Here is a 14,464-nt window from a genome sequence, read left to right as displayed (position 1 = left end):
GACCCGGTGCGTCCCGGGCGACAGGGCGCAGAGCGCTGATGGACCTCTCCGCAGGGATCGCGCTCGTCGTAGCGCTCGGCGTGCTGAGCCAGATCGTCGCCGGCCGCCTCCACCTGCCCTCGATCCTCGTACTGCTCGCCGCCGGTCTCGTCATCGGGCCGGTCACGGGCGTCCTCGACCCGGACGCCGTGTTCGGCGACGCCCTGTTCCCCCTGGTCTCCCTCGGCGTGGGCCTGCTCCTGTTCGAGGAGTCGCTCAAGCTGGACTTCCGGCGTCTGCACGGCGGGGCGCGGCGACCCGTGCTCCTGCTCGTGACCGTAGGTGCGGTGCTCACCGGGGTCGGTGCCACTCTCGCGTGCTACCTCGTCCTCGACCTGACGTTCCTGCGCTCCGCGGTGATCGGGTCGATCCTCATCGTGTCCGGGCCGACCGTCGTCGGGCCGCTGCTCAAGGTGATCCGCCCCAAGGAGCCCCTCGGGTCCGTCCTCGCCTTCGAGGGCATCTTCATCGACCCCATCGGGGCGACGATCGCGCTGATCGTCGCGAACATCGCCCTGCACGAGGAGCCGCCGAGGCTCTTCCAGACCGGTTTCACCGGGATCTGGGTCGGTGTCCTGGCCGCGCTCCTCTACATCGTGCTCGTCAGGTGGGGCCGGCTCCCTGCCGGGACCGAGGTCGTCCTCGCGATCGCGCTCGCGATGCTCACCTACTCGGGGGCCGAGGCGGTGCACGAGGAGGCCGGGCTGTTCGCCACCGTCGCCATGGGGATCGCCCTCGCGAACCAGCGGTTCATCAACATCGAACCGCTGCACGAGTTCGGCGGTCACCTCGGGATGCTGCTCGTCGGTTCGCTCTTCATCCTGCTCTCGGCCCGCGTGGAGGTCGGCGCGCTCCAGGAGTTCCTCCTGCCGGCCCTCGCGATCACCGCGCTGCTCGTGCTGGTGCTGCGGCCCGCGGTCGCCGGGCTCTCCACGTTCGGCACCAACCTCACCGGCCACGAGCGCGCGATGGTCGGGTGGATGGCGCCGCGCGGCATCGTCGCCGCGTCGACCGCGTCGGTGTTCGCGATCGAGTTCGAGAAGGCGGGCGAGCCGTTCCCCGAGGTGGTCCCGGTCGTGTTCGCGATCATCCTGCTGACCGCGATCGTCTACGGCCTGTCGGGGCCCTTCGTCGCGAAGGGGCTGGGGGTGCGCGCCGAGGAGCCCGAGGTGCTCGACGACGACGGCGTGCCCGTCTCGGTCCCCGGCGAGTCCACCGCACGGCGCAGCCTGGGGGCGATCCGGGACGCGCACGCCCGGCGTCGCGCCCGGCAGACCGGCACGATCCCACGCGTGCAGGACGACGGCCCCGACCCGGGCGCGCCCGGCCGGTAACGCACCGCCCGGGGACGCTCGGGCGACACCCGGGGCGATCCGCGCGACCGACCCCGGCATCCTCGCGCCGCTATGCTCACGTCATCACCATTCACGCACCAAGGGACAGTCACACCATGAGGCGCCGCGTCCGCTCTCGCCATGGAGGGCACCACTGATGGCCGAGACGGCGAGCGCGGGCAAGCCACCCCGGGCGCGGGCTCGACTCGTGGACGTCGCAGAGCTGAGCGGCGTCACCAAGTCGGTCGTCTCGCGGACGTTGAACAACGACCCGACGCTCCGTGCGCGCCCGGAGACGCGGGAGCGCGTGCTGGCCGCCGCACGCCAGCTGGGCTACCGACCGCACGCGGGGGCTCGGGCGCTCTCGGTGGCTCGCACCGGGACCTTCGCGTTCCTCATCCCGGACCTCACCAACTCCGTCTACGCCGTGATCCTGCGCGGGGCGATCCGCCGCGCACGCGAGCTCGGGTACGTCGTCCTCATCGCGGAGGACGCGAGGCAGTCTCCCGCAGGAGCCGAGGAGTATGCCGAGCTCGTCGATGCCGGCCGCGTCGACGGTCTGCTCGTCGCCTCGGCGCGGCCCGACAGCCCTCTGATCGCCGCCCTCGTCGCCCAGCCGGACTCCGTGCCCCACGTCTACGTCAACCGCGAGGTGCCCGGTTCGGACCGCAACGTCGGCATGGACATCCGCGGCGCGAGCGTCCTCGCCGTCGAGTACCTCGCCGGCTTCGGTCATTCCCGTATCGGCTTCGTCTCGGGACCGCGCGGGCTCCACCCTGCGGTGGCACGCGGCGAGGGGTTCGCCGCCGCCATGTCAGGGCTCGGTCTGGCCGGCGATCTCGTCGCCTCCGGCGAGTTCGACGAGGAGGGCGGCTTCGAGGCGACCCACGACCTCCTGACGCGAGCGCCCGACGTGACGGCGCTCTACGTCTCGACCCTCGGCCAGGCCATCGGCGCCCTCGCCGCTGCCAGAGCGGTCGGGCGCAGCATCCCGGACGACCTCTCGGTGATCTGCTACGACGACGTGCCGATGGCTGACTACCTCAGCCCCTCGTTGACCACCATCTCGATGCCGCTGGATGCGCTCGGGGTCGCCGCCGTCGACGCGCTGATGGCGCAGGTCTCCGGTGAGCCCGCGCGGCGCGTCTCGATCGCGGACCACTTCGCGGTGGTGCCCCGAGACTCTGTGGCTCCGCCCGCGACTCACGCCTGACCCTGCGCCCCACGTCGGGTCGGGGGCGAGCCCGGCGGTAGGAAGCTCAGGCCGGGTCCAGCACCCCGCGCACGGCGGCCACGATCTCGTCGGCTGCGGCCTCGACCTGCGCCAGGCAGGTCTCGAAGTCCTCGGCCCCGCCGTACCAGGGGTCGTCGATGTCGAGCTCGTGCTCCGAGCCCTCGTCCACGACCTCCGGCGCCTGAGGGTCGAAGCTCCGGTACATGCGGATCTTCGGGAGCTCGGCCGGGTCGAGCTCGCCCGTCCCCGTCGCCGCCCCGCGCGAGACCTTGCCCTCGAGGCGACGCAGCGCCCGCGCGTGGACGGAGGTCATCGGGAGCACCAGGTCGCGACCGACGAGGTCGGTCGCGGTCACCTGGCGGGCCGACCGGTCCGGGACCGTGTAACCGGCGCGCTCGAGGACCTTCCGGGCGCGGACGTCGATCGGGTTGCCGCTCTCCTCGTCGCTGATCCCCGTCGAGTCGACGGCCACGACGTCGCCGAGCCCCGCACGCTCGAAGCGGTCGCGGAGCACGACCTCGGCCATGGGCGACCGGCAGATGTTGCCCGTGCAGACGGTCATGATGCGGAACGTGCGGGGGCTGTCGCTCATGTCGAGATCGTCGCACGATGTCGTCGCCGCTCGCCGCTCGCCGCTCGCCAGGCGGTAGTCGTTGCCTGGGCCTAGCGTTTGCCACCTGCGGTACTTCTCAGCAACCGATGGTGGCGACCGAGAGGCAGAAGCCCGTGACCAGCTCGAGCGTACGTACGAAGGGAACGACGGCGGCCCTCGTCGCACTGACCGCCGCGTCGTGCCTGCAGGTCGTCGATCCGACGGCGAACAACATCTCGATCGTCGGTGCGAGCGTCGACCTCGGGATGTCCGGGTCGGAGCGTGCTTTCGCAGCGAGCGTCGGTACGCTCGCACTCGCCGCCTTCATCCTGACCACGGGCGCCCTGGGCGACCGTCTCGGGCGTCGCAAGGTGATGCTCGTCGGCCTGCTGGTCGCGGGTCTTGGGGGCGTCATCACGGCCGTCGCGCCGTCGACCACGATCTTCATCCTGGGGCGTGCCGTGACCGGCCTCGGCATCGCGGCGTCGTTCGGGCTGAGCTTCGCGCTCCTGCGCGAAGTCATGCCGGGCAAGATCCCGAAGGCGGTCGCGTTCTGGCTCGCGGGTCAGACGGCCGCCGCGCTCGTCCTCGGCGTGGTCGCCGGGTGGATGGCCGGCTTCGGCTGGCGGCTCGGCTACCTCACGATGCCGATCGTCGCCGTCATCGCCTTCCTGATGTGCATGCGCGGCCTCCCCGAGGCGAAGGCCGACCACGTCGGCAAGTTCGACTACCCGGGACTCCTCGCCATTGCCGTCTCGCTCGTCGGTCTCATCTACGGTCTGAGCAACGCCGCCACCGCGGGCTGGGGTTCGGCATCCGTGCTCGTGCCCGTCGCGATCGGTCTCGTCGCGATGGCGCTGTTCATCTGGTGGGAGGCGCGGGTCCCCGACCCCGCGTTCCCGGTCAAGCTGTTCAAGGACCCCGAGCTCGCGGGGTCCGTCGCGACCGGCTTCTCGTTCAACATGTGGCAGGCCGTCGTGATGATCCAGCTGTCGATGCTGTGGCAGTACATCTACCAGTACACGCCGCTGCAGGTCAGCCTCGGCCAGCTGCCGCTGAGCGTCGCGATGGTCATCGGCGCGACGGTGGCGGGCCGTCTCCTGTCCAAGGGCATCCCGGCGTCGCTGAACCTCATCGTCGGTCACGTCCTGCTGATCGGGACCATGGTGATGTTCGGCTTCTCCACGACCACGTCGCCGTACATCTTCTTCGCCATCCCGATGATCGTCGGCGGCTTCGCCCGCATGCTCAACGAGACGACGATGGGCCAGTACTTCGTCGCGAAGCCGCCGCCGGCGCTGACCGGTGCGATGGCGTCGTCCAAGACCGCGATCGGTCAGACCAGCTTCGCGCTCGGCACGGCGCTGAGCTCGACCTTCCTGTTCGGCCAGTACGGCCGGGGTATCGCCGAGGCGTTCGCCGAGGCGAACGTCGAGCCGTCGCAGCAGGGGCAGTTCACCGGGATGATCCAGCAGTACATCTCAGGCGGTGACATGTCGGACTACGACCCGCAGCAGGTGGAGACGGTGATCGCCAAGGCGAGCGAGGTGTTCGTGACCTCGTTCAACGGCACGATGTTCATCATCGCGGGCCTCCTCGCCGTGTTCGCCGTCATCAGCACCCTCTTCTTCGCCAAGGCGAACCGGATGCGCAAGGCCGGGCTCCTCGTCGACGGCGCACTCACGCTGGACGGACGCCCCGAGGCTCTGGTCCACGACGGGACGTCCAGCGCCTCCGACGGCTCCGGTGCTACGAGCACGGACGCCGACAGCCCCGAGCGCACGGGAGACGAACGATGACCGCACCTGACCTGATCCTGACCGGCGCGACGGTGATCACCGTCGACGGCTCCGGCTCGACCGCCGAGGCGGTCGCCGTCACCGACGGACGTATCACCGCCGTCGGCACGACGGACGAGATCCTCGCCGTCGCCGGTGACCGCACCGAGCGGCTGGACCTGACCGGGCGGACCGTCGTCCCGGGGTTCATCGACCCGCACAGCCACGTCACGGCAGGCGCGCCGTACATCAAGCACGCCGCCCTGCACACGCCGCCGGTCGGTACCACCCGCACCGTCGAGGACATCCTGCGCGGACTGCGCGAGGCGAAGAAGCGCAACGACACCGCTGCCGGCGAGTGGATCCTCGGCTGGGGCTACTTCCCCGACGCGATGGACGACGGCGGCAAGATCACCGCGCAGATCATCGACGAGGAGTTCGCCGACTACCGCGTCGCGCTCATCCACATCAGCAACCACGGCGCCGTCGTCAACGGGAGGGTGCTCGCGGACCTCGGCATCGATGCCGACACCCTGATCCCGACGGCGGCTCGATCGTCCGGGTGCCCGGCACGCAGGAGCCGTCGGGCGAGCTCTGGGAGCAGGCATTCTTCCCGCTGATGTTCGCGCTCCCGCCGTTCGGCGAGGACGAGCTCGTCGCGATGATGCGGGAGTACGCGCGCTGGGGCTACGTCGTCGCGCAGGACGGCGCGGCCGACTGGAAGGCGGTGCTCGCGGTCCGAGAGCTGGCCGAGAAGGCTCCCCTGCCCATCGACGTGAAGTCGCTGGTCTTCTATCCCGACCTGCAGAAGGGCATCGACTCGGGTCTGTTCGGGACCACCGTCGGCGGGCACACGGTGCACGGGACGAAGCTCATCATCGACGGCTCGCCCCAAGGTCGGACGGCGTTCGTCACCCAGGAGTACGAGACCGGCGGCCCTGCAGGTGAGCAGCACTGGCACGGCCTGGCCAACATCCAGCAGGACGAGGCGAACGCGCTCGTCGAGAACGCCTACCGCAACGGGGTCCAGGTCTTCGCGCACTGCAACGGTGACGCCGCGATCGACCGTCTCCTCGAAGCACACCGCACGGCGGTCGCCGCGGGCGCCACGCCCTCAGGCCGCACCGTGCCGATCCACTCTCAGGTGATGCGGCACGAGCAGCTCGACGAGTACGTCGCCGAGGACTTCAACCCGTCGATGTTCAGCATCCACGCGTACCTGTTCGGCGACGTGCACATCGAGAACTTCGGTGAGGAACGGGCCTTCGGCATCTCCCCGATGCGCAGCGCCACGCAGATGGGGCTCCGCCCGACGAACCACTCGGACTTCCCGGTCACCCCGCTGAACCCGCTGCAGCTGCTGTGGACCTCGGTCGTCCGGCGCTCCGTGGGCGGCGTCGTCCTCGGCGAGGACGAGCGCGTGACACCGCTGGACGGTCTGCGGGCTCTGACGATCAACGCGGCCTACGAGTACCACGAGGAGGACGAGCGCGGGTCGATCGAGGTGGGCAAGGTCGCAGACTTCGCGGTCCTCGACGCGAACCCGCTCGCCGTCGAGGCCGAGGCGATCAAGGACATCTCGGTGGTACGCACGATCAAGCGCGGCGCGACGGTGTTCGAGGCGCCGTGACCACCGACGGCGCGACCGGAAACGGCGCGAGACCGGCTGCCGCCGACGGCGTCGCCACGCGGCCGGGCCTCGCGATCCTCGCGCTGACGGTCGCGGGCGTCGCCCAGGCGACGGACGTCTCAATCCACAACACCGCGATCGCCGGGGCGGCCGCCGAGCTGGGCATGTCCGCCTCCCAGCGGTCGTTCGCCGCGTCCGCCGCGACCCTCGCGATGGCCGCATCGATCCTGACGATCGGCACGATCGGGGACCGCTACGGCCGGCGCCTGACGCTGCTCTGGTGCGCGGCCGCCCTCATGCTCGGCGGCGTCGTCACCGCGCTCGCCGGCGACAGCCTCGTCTTCATCGTGGGCCGGGTCGTCTCCGGCTTCGGCCTCGCCGGGACTCTCGCCCTGTCGATGGCCCTGATCCGCACCGTCGCACCCGACCGGGTCCCGCGCGCGATGTCCTTGTACTTCACGGGGCAGGTCGGCATCTCCTTGCCCCTGACCGTCCTCGGCGGTGCCCTGATCGGCGAGTCCTGGCGGTTCGGCTATCTCGTCGTCCCCGTCGTCGGTGCGGTCGCCCTCGCACTGAACAAGGTGTTCGTGCCGAGGTCGAAGGCCGTCCACAGGAGACGCTCGGACCCTGTCGGCCTCGTGCTCATCGCGGTGGGACTGGTCGGCATCATCTGGGGCGTCAGCTCCGCGAGCGCCGGCTGGCTCAGCGCCGGCGTGATCATCCCCCTGGTCGTCGGGATCGTCGCCCTCGCCGCGTTCCTGCGCTGGGAGCTGCACCACGAAGAGCCTGCGCTGCCGGTGCACCTCTTCAAGAACCGCAACCTGGCGGGCGCGCTCTCGGCCGACGTCTCGTTCAACATGTGGCAGGCCGTCATGGTCCTACAGCTCTCGCTGCTGTGGCAGTACGTGTACGCGTACTCGCCGCTCGAGGTCTCGCTCGGGCAGCTCCCGGCGACGATCGCCATGGTCGTGGGCGCCTACGCCGCCGGACGTCTCGCGACGAGAGGACGCTCACCCCAGTCCCTGGTCCTGGTCGGCCTCGCGGGCGTCGCGATCGCCATGTACGTCTTCGCGACCGCCGGTGCGAGCACCCCGTACTGGGTGTTCGGCGTCGGCCTCGTGATCGGTGGCTTCTCCCGGATGCTCACGGAGTCCTCGGCGGGCCAGTTCTTCGTGTCCGTGCCGCCGCCGGACCTCGTCGGCGCGACCGTGGCGAGCAAGCCGGCCATCGGTCAGGCCGCCTTCGCGCTCGGCCTGGCGCTCAGCTCCACGCTCCTCTACGGGGGTATCGGGCGGGGAATGACCGAGCGGCTGACCGAACTCGGCCTCACTCCCTCGCAGCAGGGGCAGGTGCTCGGCTGGTTCTCGGAGGACTCCGTGCCGGCATGGGCGCAGGGCACGGACCTGATGCAGCAGATCACCGCGGGCGCCCAGGACGCCTACATCGACTCGTACCGGCTCACGATGCTGATCTTCGCTGTGTTCTTCACGATCATGCTGGGGGTCACCTGGTCCCTCCTGCGGCAGCGGCGCGCCTGAGCCTCTGCCGTTGCAACGTGGCAGCGGCACGTGGTGGCTGCACGTGCCCGCACCGGGGACAATGGCTCGAACGTCCGCCTGCTCCGGCGCACCGATTCGCGGCCGGAGCCACACATCGGAGACCCGCATGGCCCGCAGCTCGATGCCCGACCCCGCGTGGGGATCTCCCGACCCGACCGGGCGCGGAAGCACGCCCCCGGACCGACCCGCCGAGGACCCGGGGCGGATGCTCGGGATCATCGGCATCGGCGTCGGGGCGACGGGGTTCCTCGTCGCGGCGCTGCTGCTGTCGCCGATCGGGCTGATCGTCAACGGCATCGCGCTCGGCAGGTCCCGCCGGGCCGGGTACCGCAACGTCTTCGCGATCATCGGTCTGGTCCTCAGTGCGGTCTGCTTCATCTGGATCGTCTACCGGCTCATGACCGGCAGCCCGACGGTCAGCGCAGGCTGACCGGACGCCGTCCGACACCCGTGGGCGGGCCCGACCCAGGGCACGCCCACGCCCCCGACCGCCCTCCTCGAACGCTCCACGACCCTCCTCCGACGCGCCCGCGAACACGCGCCACCCGCGCGGAACAACCCCTCGAAAAACCCTGTACGGCGCGCGACAGCAGGCGTAGCGTCGGAGGTACAAGGGAGAGGAGGTGGTCCACGAAGTGAAGACTTTTCGGACTCTTGAGGTGATGGCGCGCTGATCGTCGCGCTCCGAACGGACGGCAGCAAGGCCGGTCCGCCCCGGTCCCCCTGAGGGGAGACGGTCGGCGAGTCCAGACGCTGTCACCGGTGCCCGCGGGTGTCGTGCCCTAGTCCAGCGCGACGGACGGATCCCTCCGTCAGCCCGCGGGCATTCCCCTGCCCGGATCCGCCGACGAACGGGCGATCAGACGAAGCCGAACAGCGGCGGGACCAGCACCACGACCGCGACGGCCCACGCCCCGTAGACCGGCAGGTATCTGGTCTGCCACCGGGCGAGCGCCGCGAAGGGGCGCCGCCCCTGCAGGAACCGCAGCTGCAGCCACGCCGCGACGACGAGGTGCACGAGCAGCAGGAGGTTGAGTCCGAGGGCGACGACCTTGTTGGGCGTCGCGCCGAACTCCGCGATGCGGGTCAGCATCGCCGTCAGCGCCACGGCGTCGACGGCGAGCGCCGCGACGACCAGCGCGAGCTGCAACGCGTCGAAGACGCCGGCGCGCGCGAGCGGGTCGCGCGCCGAGATCGAGTAGAGCAGCAGCGCGAGCACCAGCAGGAGCACGCCGTCGACGAGGATGAGCAGCGCGCGGTCCGCGGCGGCGAGGTCGCCCGACGCGACGAGCACGCCGGCCATGACGACGAGCATCACGAGCGTCAGCGGCGTGAAGACCCGCGTGAGGACGGGGGCGATGTTCTCGACGACGTCCTGCTTGGCCTCGACGAGCCATGCGGCGACCACGAACGCGCCGGGCACGCAGAAGGGCAGCACCCACGACTCGAGGAGCGGCTCGAAGTCGAGACCCGCCACCTCGAACACTCCTGCGCTGAGGCCGAGGAGCACGCCTCCGCCGATCGCGAGGAGCGTGAAGTAGATGGCGAGCTCGCCCGTGAACCGGACGAAGTCCATGCGGTTCTCGTCCGCCCGCCACCGTCCTCCCACGTAGGCGAGGCCGACGGCGCACCACAGCGCGACGGGCGCGTGCAGGGCCGCGATGACCTCGGTCGAACCGAGGGGTTCGAACGGGTAGACGTTGAGCACGACCGCGAGGACGACGAACGGGGCAGCGAGGGCCGCGAGCACGGGCGGCGTGAGCCGACGCTTCCAGGCGAGGTAGCCGGCGAGGAACGGCAGGACCAGCAGCCCGACGTTGCGCAGGAAGAGACTCTCGTCGTCCAGGAGCACCAGTCCGGCCTTGACGGCGAGCCCCGCCCCGACGCCGAGGGCGAGGACGACGAGCAGCTCGCGCCACGACGTCCGGCCCGAGCTGTCGCCGTCGTCGGGCACGAGGACCAGGTGCCGCCAGAGCCTCTCCGAGTGCTCGCGGGCGAACTCGCGCGAGACTGCGTCGACGCTCCCCATGCGGCGCACGGCGACGAGGAACGCCTCGTCGTCGTCGAGGCCGGTCGCCCCGAGGTCGGCGACCTGGGCGCGCAGGTGGTCTTCCATCTCGTCGGCGTCGGACGCCGTGACCGCGCGGCTCCGTTGGACGTACAGGCGCCACTGCTCGATCTGTACTTCAAGCCCTTCCCCGTCGACCGGGCCCTGCGCGACCCCGGTCTCCCTGCGCTCGCGCATCAGAGCGCCCCCTCCGCCGGCCGCCCCGCGCCGGCCTCGGGGAGCACGGGCAGACGCACCTCGGCGTCGCGTACCGCCTGCCACACCTGGGTGAGTGCACCGGAGACGACGGCCCACTGCTCCTGCCGCTCGGCCAGGGCCGCTCGCCCCGCCGGCGTGATCGCGTAGTGCTTGCGCCGCCGTCCGACGTCGGAGACGCCCCAGGACGAGGAGACGTGCCCGAGCCGCTCCAACCGGTGGAGCAGCGGGTAGAGCATCCCGTCCGTCCACTGCATGCGGCCGCCGGACAGCTCGTTGACCCGCTGGAGGATCGCGTACCCGTACGACTCCCCGTCGACGAGGATGCCGAGGACGAGCGGGGTGGCCGAGGCTGCGACGAGGTCCTTGTCGATACGCATGGCACTCCTATGGCTAGGGGTTCTAGGTATCGAACCCTAGCAGTGCTATGTGTAGGTCCTGTGGACGGTGTGGGGGTCTGTTCGGGTGTGCTCAGGTGCTCGGCTCAGGCGGTCGCCGTGATGCGTCGGACCGCCTCGACCACGTCCGAGTCCGCGCGGGCCTCGGTGTCGAGGGCGCGGTGGATCGTCACGCCCTCGATCACCGCGTCGAGCAGCCGCGTCGTCAGCGGGTCGAAGTGCCGCTCGAGCGCCGCCCGGCTCCGGGCCATCCACGCGTTGGTCAGCGTCCGGTAGGCGGGGTCGCGCGCCGCCAGCGTGTACAGCTCGTGGGTGAGGACGAGGTCCCGCTGGGTCGCGAAGACGTCACGCGTGATGAGGTGGACGACGGCGTCGACGGCCGCCTCGCGGTCCGCCGCGTGGGCCATGCGCTCCTCGAACTGCTCGGCGACCTGCCCGGCGAAGCTGGTGAAGGCCTCGCGCAACAGCTCGTCCATGCCGTCGAAGTGGTACGTCATGGACCCGAGCGGCACGTCGGCCGCGGCGGCGACGCGGCGGTGGGACGTCCCCGCCACCCCGCGCTCGGCGATCACGTCGAGGCAGGCCGCGACGATGCGCTCACGCCGGTGCGGGTCGTGCCGCCGCTCCCGCGGCAGCGCGGTCGCGGTCATTCCTGGATGTTCTCGCGGATCACGCGCGCCGGATTGCCCACAGCGACGACGTTCGCCGGGATGTCCTTGGTCACGACGGCGCCCGCCCCGATCACCGAGTTCTCGCCGATCGTGACGCCGGGGCAGACGATCACGCCGCCACCGAGCCACACGTTGTCGCCGATCGTGATGGGCTGCGCGGCCTCGAGCTTGTCGCGGCGCGGCTGCGGGTCGACGGGGTGCGTCGGCGTCAGGAGCTGGACGTTGGGACCGATCTGGCAGTCCTCGCCGATGGTGATCGGGGCGACGTCGAGCGCCGTGAGGTTGTAGTTGGCGAACGTGCGGGCACCGATCCGGATGTTCTCCCCGTAGTCGACGTACAGCGGCGGGCGCAGGTCGACGTCCTCCCCCAGCTCGCCGATCACGTCGGCCAGGATCTCCCGCGCGCCCGCCTGCCCGGTCGCGACCGCGACGCGGTACTCCTCGAGGCGGGTCACCGCGTGCCGGGTGATGCGGTGGCTCTCCGGGTCGTCCGCGATGTAGAGGTCTCCCGCGAGCATCCGCTCGCGGTTGGTCCGTGTGTCGCCGGCGAAGTAGTCGGTGGTCGTCATGCGTACGATCGTACACCCAGGATGTACGCTCGTACACATGACATTCCGCCGGCGACGCCTGTCGCTCTTCGCCCTCAGCCTCCTCGTCGGGATCGGCATGTCCTCGTGGGTCACCCGGACCCCGGCCGTGCGCGACGCCGTCGAGGCGTCCACCGCACAGATGGGGCTGATCCTCTTCGGCCTCTCCGTCGGGTCGATGGTGGGCGTGCTCTCCGCCGGCGCGATGGTCCGGCGCTGGGGCGCGCGCCCCGTGATCGTCGCCGGTGCCGTCCTGGTCCTCGCGGGCACCGCCGTGGTCGGGCCGTCCGCTGCGTGGTCCACCGCCGGCGGCGTGTTCGCCGGCCTGCTGCTGTTCGGGCTCGGCGGCGGGCTCGGTGAGATCGGCCTGAACATCGAGGCGGCCGCGCTCGAGCGGGTGTCCGGGCGGCCGGTGCTGCCCGCGCTGCACGGCAGCTTCAGCCTCGGCACGGTCCTCGGCGCCCTCGCCGGGATCGCCCTCACCGCCGCGGCCGTCCCGCCCGCGTGGCACCTGCTCGGCGCTGCCGCAATCATGCTCGGGCTCGCCCTGTGGGCGTTCCCCGGCATCCCCGCGGGCACCGGGCGCACCTCCCCACGCTCTCCCGGCGTCGCGGCGGTGTCGGACGACGTCCCGACCGGCGGGGCATCCGGCCGCCCGCCGAGCGTGTGGCGGGACCCGAGGCTCGTGCTCATCGGCGCCGTCGTCCTCGCCATGGCCTTCGCCGAGGGCGCCGCGAACGACTGGCTCCCGCTGCTCATGGTCGACGGTCACGACGTGGACCCGAGCACCGGCGCTCTCGTCTACGCGGGCTTCGCCGCCGCCATGACGATCGGGAGGTTCGCGGGCGGTCCCGTCGTCGTCCGCTTCGGTCGCGCGCCGGTGCTGCGGACGAGCGCCGTGCTGGCGATCCTCGGGATCCTGCTCGTCGTGGTGGCGCCGAACGTCCTGGTCGCGTGCCTCGCCGTCCTGCTCTGGGGACTCGGCGCTTCCCTGGGGTTCCCCGTCGCGATCTCCGCGGCCGGCGACGACCCCGACCGCGCGTCCGAGCGCGTCAGCGCTGTCGCGACCAGCGGGTACCTCGCGTTCCTCGTCGGCCCGCCGCTGCTCGGTTTCGTCGGCGAGCACGCCGGCCTGCGTCTGGCGATGCTCGTCGTCGTGGCTTTCCTCGTGGCCGCTGCCTTCGCGGCGGGCGCGGCCCGCGACCGGCGGGACGACGATCCCGCCGCGGGCATTGAAGGCAGCGGTCGCGGAACGGTACATTCTGTGCCTACGGACTAAATACGACAATCGTGACGTCCGAATCGACCCCTGCGCGCCGCTCGGACGTGCAGCTGAACCGCGCTGCAACCGCACCGCAGCCGCACGAGATCGAAGGAACTCCATGCGCAAGGACGCCGCCGTCCGCATCCCGATCACCGTCCTGCTCCTCGTCGGCGGTGCCGTCGGTGGCACCGTCGTCACAGCCGGCGCCGCGTCGGCGCACACCGGCGACCTGGACGCCACGGCCCGGTGCAACGCCGAGACCGGCCTGTACGACGTCACCTACACGTTGACGACGGGACGCACCGACCGCGACGGCATGACGACGTGGCGGGTCGGCGGCGAGGACTTCGAGGGGACCCCGACGACCGGTGACCGCATGGACCGCGGTCCGGTCGCCACCCACGGGTCGGAGGCGATCGTCCTCGCAGAGGAGTCCCTGCCCGGGGACACGCTCGGCAACGGACCGTGGGTGTACGCGTACACGACCTGGGACGGCAGCGGGTTCGCGCGCGGCTCGGACGGCCGGGTCGAGAACCTCCCGGGGACTGCGTCGCGACGGAGATCGACGCTCCGCTGCCGGGCGAGCCGAGCCCCGCGCCCGCAGCGCCGGAGTCCGAGGTCGAGGACGTCCCGGAGGCCGACGCGCCCCCGCCGAGGCCGACGACGCACCCGAGGCGCCCGAGCGCGAGACGGTGGTCGAGGCGCGCCCCGCGCCCGCAGCAGAGGAGGACGAGCCGTCCGAGACCCCTGCCCCGGTCGACGATGCAGTCCAGGCGGTCGAGGCGGTCGCGGTCGGCGACGAGGTCGAGACGGTGGTGGACGCGACGGTGGCGGACGAGGCTGCGCCGGAGGACCTCGCCGCCGCGACCGAGGCCCCGGTCGTCCCGACCGCCGAGCTCGTGACCGCCGAGGCCGCGGGCCTCGCCCAGACCGGACCCGAGTCGCGGACCCTCAGCACGCTGGCCCGCGGCGCCCTGATCCTGGTCGGGTTCGGCGCGAGCCTGCTCATCGCCCGCCGCCAGCTCGCGCGCGACTGATCATCAGGTCGGGCGCCGAGACCGCAGCCCTGAGCGACAGGCCGCGTGCGTCGTCCGACACCTCCCGGTGCGCGCCCG

At 71.6% G+C, this 14,464-nt stretch carries 11 protein-coding genes and 3 pseudogenes; 8 read left to right on the top strand and 6 right to left on the bottom strand.

What is annotated here, in order from left to right; genetic code table 11:
- Positions 1–38 precede the first annotated feature (38 nt).
- Positions 39–1,373, top strand: coding sequence for a cation:proton antiporter (locus QUE47_RS07020; RefSeq protein WP_286219158.1), 1,335 nt, complete (start codon positions 39–41; stop codon positions 1,371–1,373).
- 157 nt (positions 1,374–1,530) lie between these two features.
- Positions 1,531–2,586: a LacI family DNA-binding transcriptional regulator gene (locus QUE47_RS07015; protein ID WP_286219157.1), complete on the top strand. Its 1,056-nt coding sequence runs from the start codon at positions 1,531–1,533 to the stop codon at positions 2,584–2,586.
- 46 nt (positions 2,587–2,632) lie between these two features.
- On the opposite strand, the gene QUE47_RS07010 is transcribed toward QUE47_RS07015, so the two are convergent.
- On the bottom strand, positions 2,633–3,199 hold the full coding sequence (locus tag QUE47_RS07010) for a low molecular weight protein-tyrosine-phosphatase (protein WP_286219156.1): 567 nt from the start codon (positions 3,197–3,199) through the stop codon (positions 2,633–2,635).
- A 134-nt stretch (positions 3,200–3,333) separates the two neighbouring features.
- On the opposite strand from QUE47_RS07010, the gene QUE47_RS07005 reads away from it, so the two are divergent.
- The 4 genes and pseudogenes from QUE47_RS07005 (at position 3,334) to QUE47_RS06985 (ending at position 8,596) form a co-directional block, all read left to right on the top strand.
- Entirely contained in the window at positions 3,334–4,998 is a 1,665-nt protein-coding gene (locus QUE47_RS07005) for an MFS transporter (RefSeq protein ID WP_286219155.1), read from the top strand.
- Positions 4,995–6,607: pseudogene (locus tag QUE47_RS06995) on the top strand (amidohydrolase). Before QUE47_RS07005 ends, QUE47_RS06995 begins: the two are co-directional and overlap by 4 nt.
- Positions 6,604–8,145, top strand: coding sequence for an MFS transporter (locus QUE47_RS06990; RefSeq protein WP_286219152.1), 1,542 nt, complete (start codon positions 6,604–6,606; stop codon positions 8,143–8,145). Before QUE47_RS06995 ends, QUE47_RS06990 begins: the two are co-directional and overlap by 4 nt.
- Before the next feature lie 127 nt (positions 8,146–8,272).
- Complete coding sequence (locus tag QUE47_RS06985) at positions 8,273–8,596, top strand: hypothetical protein (RefSeq protein ID WP_286219151.1); 324 nt, start codon at positions 8,273–8,275, stop codon at positions 8,594–8,596.
- A 429-nt stretch (positions 8,597–9,025) separates the two neighbouring features.
- Here the strand turns inward: QUE47_RS06985 and QUE47_RS06980 are convergent, their stop codons facing one another.
- From QUE47_RS06980 to QUE47_RS17170, 5 genes and pseudogenes are all read right to left on the bottom strand, one after another.
- The gene (locus QUE47_RS06980; protein ID WP_286219150.1) at positions 9,026–10,411 is read right to left on the bottom strand and encodes a permease prefix domain 1-containing protein; all 1,386 of its coding nucleotides are present in this window, start codon (positions 10,409–10,411) and stop codon (positions 9,026–9,028) included.
- Positions 10,411–10,809 (bottom strand): PadR family transcriptional regulator, encoded by a 399-nt coding sequence (locus QUE47_RS06975; RefSeq protein WP_286219149.1) that lies wholly within the window; start codon positions 10,807–10,809, stop codon positions 10,411–10,413. Before QUE47_RS06975 ends, QUE47_RS06980 begins: the two co-directional genes overlap by 1 nt.
- A 104-nt stretch (positions 10,810–10,913) precedes the next feature.
- Positions 10,914–11,477 (bottom strand): TetR/AcrR family transcriptional regulator, encoded by a 564-nt coding sequence (locus QUE47_RS06970; RefSeq protein WP_286219148.1) that lies wholly within the window; start codon positions 11,475–11,477, stop codon positions 10,914–10,916.
- A pseudogene (locus tag QUE47_RS17175) lies at positions 11,474–11,842 on the bottom strand (sugar O-acetyltransferase); the annotation flags it as partial. The pseudogene QUE47_RS17175 and the gene QUE47_RS06970, both read right to left, overlap by 4 nt.
- 81 nt (positions 11,843–11,923) lie before the next feature.
- Positions 11,924–12,016: pseudogene (locus tag QUE47_RS17170) on the bottom strand (maltose acetyltransferase domain-containing protein); the annotation flags it as partial.
- Between the two features lie 88 nt (positions 12,017–12,104).
- Between QUE47_RS17170 and QUE47_RS06960 the strand changes: the two are divergent.
- Both QUE47_RS06960 and QUE47_RS06955 read left to right on the top strand, forming a co-directional pair.
- Positions 12,105–13,364 carry an MFS transporter gene (locus QUE47_RS06960; RefSeq protein ID WP_286219146.1) on the top strand — a complete coding sequence of 420 codons (1,260 nt, stop codon included), beginning with the start codon at positions 12,105–12,107 and terminating at the stop codon, positions 13,362–13,364.
- Between the two features lie 677 nt (positions 13,365–14,041).
- On the top strand, positions 14,042–14,386 hold the full coding sequence (locus QUE47_RS06955; protein ID WP_286219145.1) for a hypothetical protein: 345 nt from the start codon (positions 14,042–14,044) through the stop codon (positions 14,384–14,386).
- Positions 14,387–14,464: the final 78 nt, after the last annotated feature.

Origin of the sequence: Paraoerskovia sediminicola (assembly GCF_030296575.1) — a bacterium.
Taxonomy (GTDB): domain Bacteria; phylum Actinomycetota; class Actinomycetes; order Actinomycetales; family Cellulomonadaceae; genus Paraoerskovia; species Paraoerskovia sediminicola.
This window is presented reverse-complemented; position numbering and strand designations above follow the sequence as displayed.

Coding starts and splice junctions, on each gene's coding strand:
- QUE47_RS06980 (WP_286219150.1), bottom strand. CDS start 10,411: ATGCGCGAGCGCAGGGAGACCGGGGTCGCGCAGGGCCCGGTCGACGGG.
- QUE47_RS07010 (WP_286219156.1), bottom strand. CDS start 3,199: ATGAGCGACAGCCCCCGCACGTTCCGCATCATGACCGTCTGCACGGGC.
- QUE47_RS07015 (WP_286219157.1), top strand. CDS start 1,531: ATGGCCGAGACGGCGAGCGCGGGCAAGCCACCCCGGGCGCGGGCTCGA.
- QUE47_RS06975 (WP_286219149.1), bottom strand. CDS start 10,809: ATGCGTATCGACAAGGACCTCGTCGCAGCCTCGGCCACCCCGCTCGTC.
- QUE47_RS06970 (WP_286219148.1), bottom strand. CDS start 11,477: ATGACCGCGACCGCGCTGCCGCGGGAGCGGCGGCACGACCCGCACCGG.
- QUE47_RS06960 (WP_286219146.1), top strand. CDS start 12,105: ATGACATTCCGCCGGCGACGCCTGTCGCTCTTCGCCCTCAGCCTCCTC.
- QUE47_RS06985 (WP_286219151.1), top strand. CDS start 8,273: ATGGCCCGCAGCTCGATGCCCGACCCCGCGTGGGGATCTCCCGACCCG.
- QUE47_RS07020 (WP_286219158.1), top strand. CDS start 39: ATGGACCTCTCCGCAGGGATCGCGCTCGTCGTAGCGCTCGGCGTGCTG.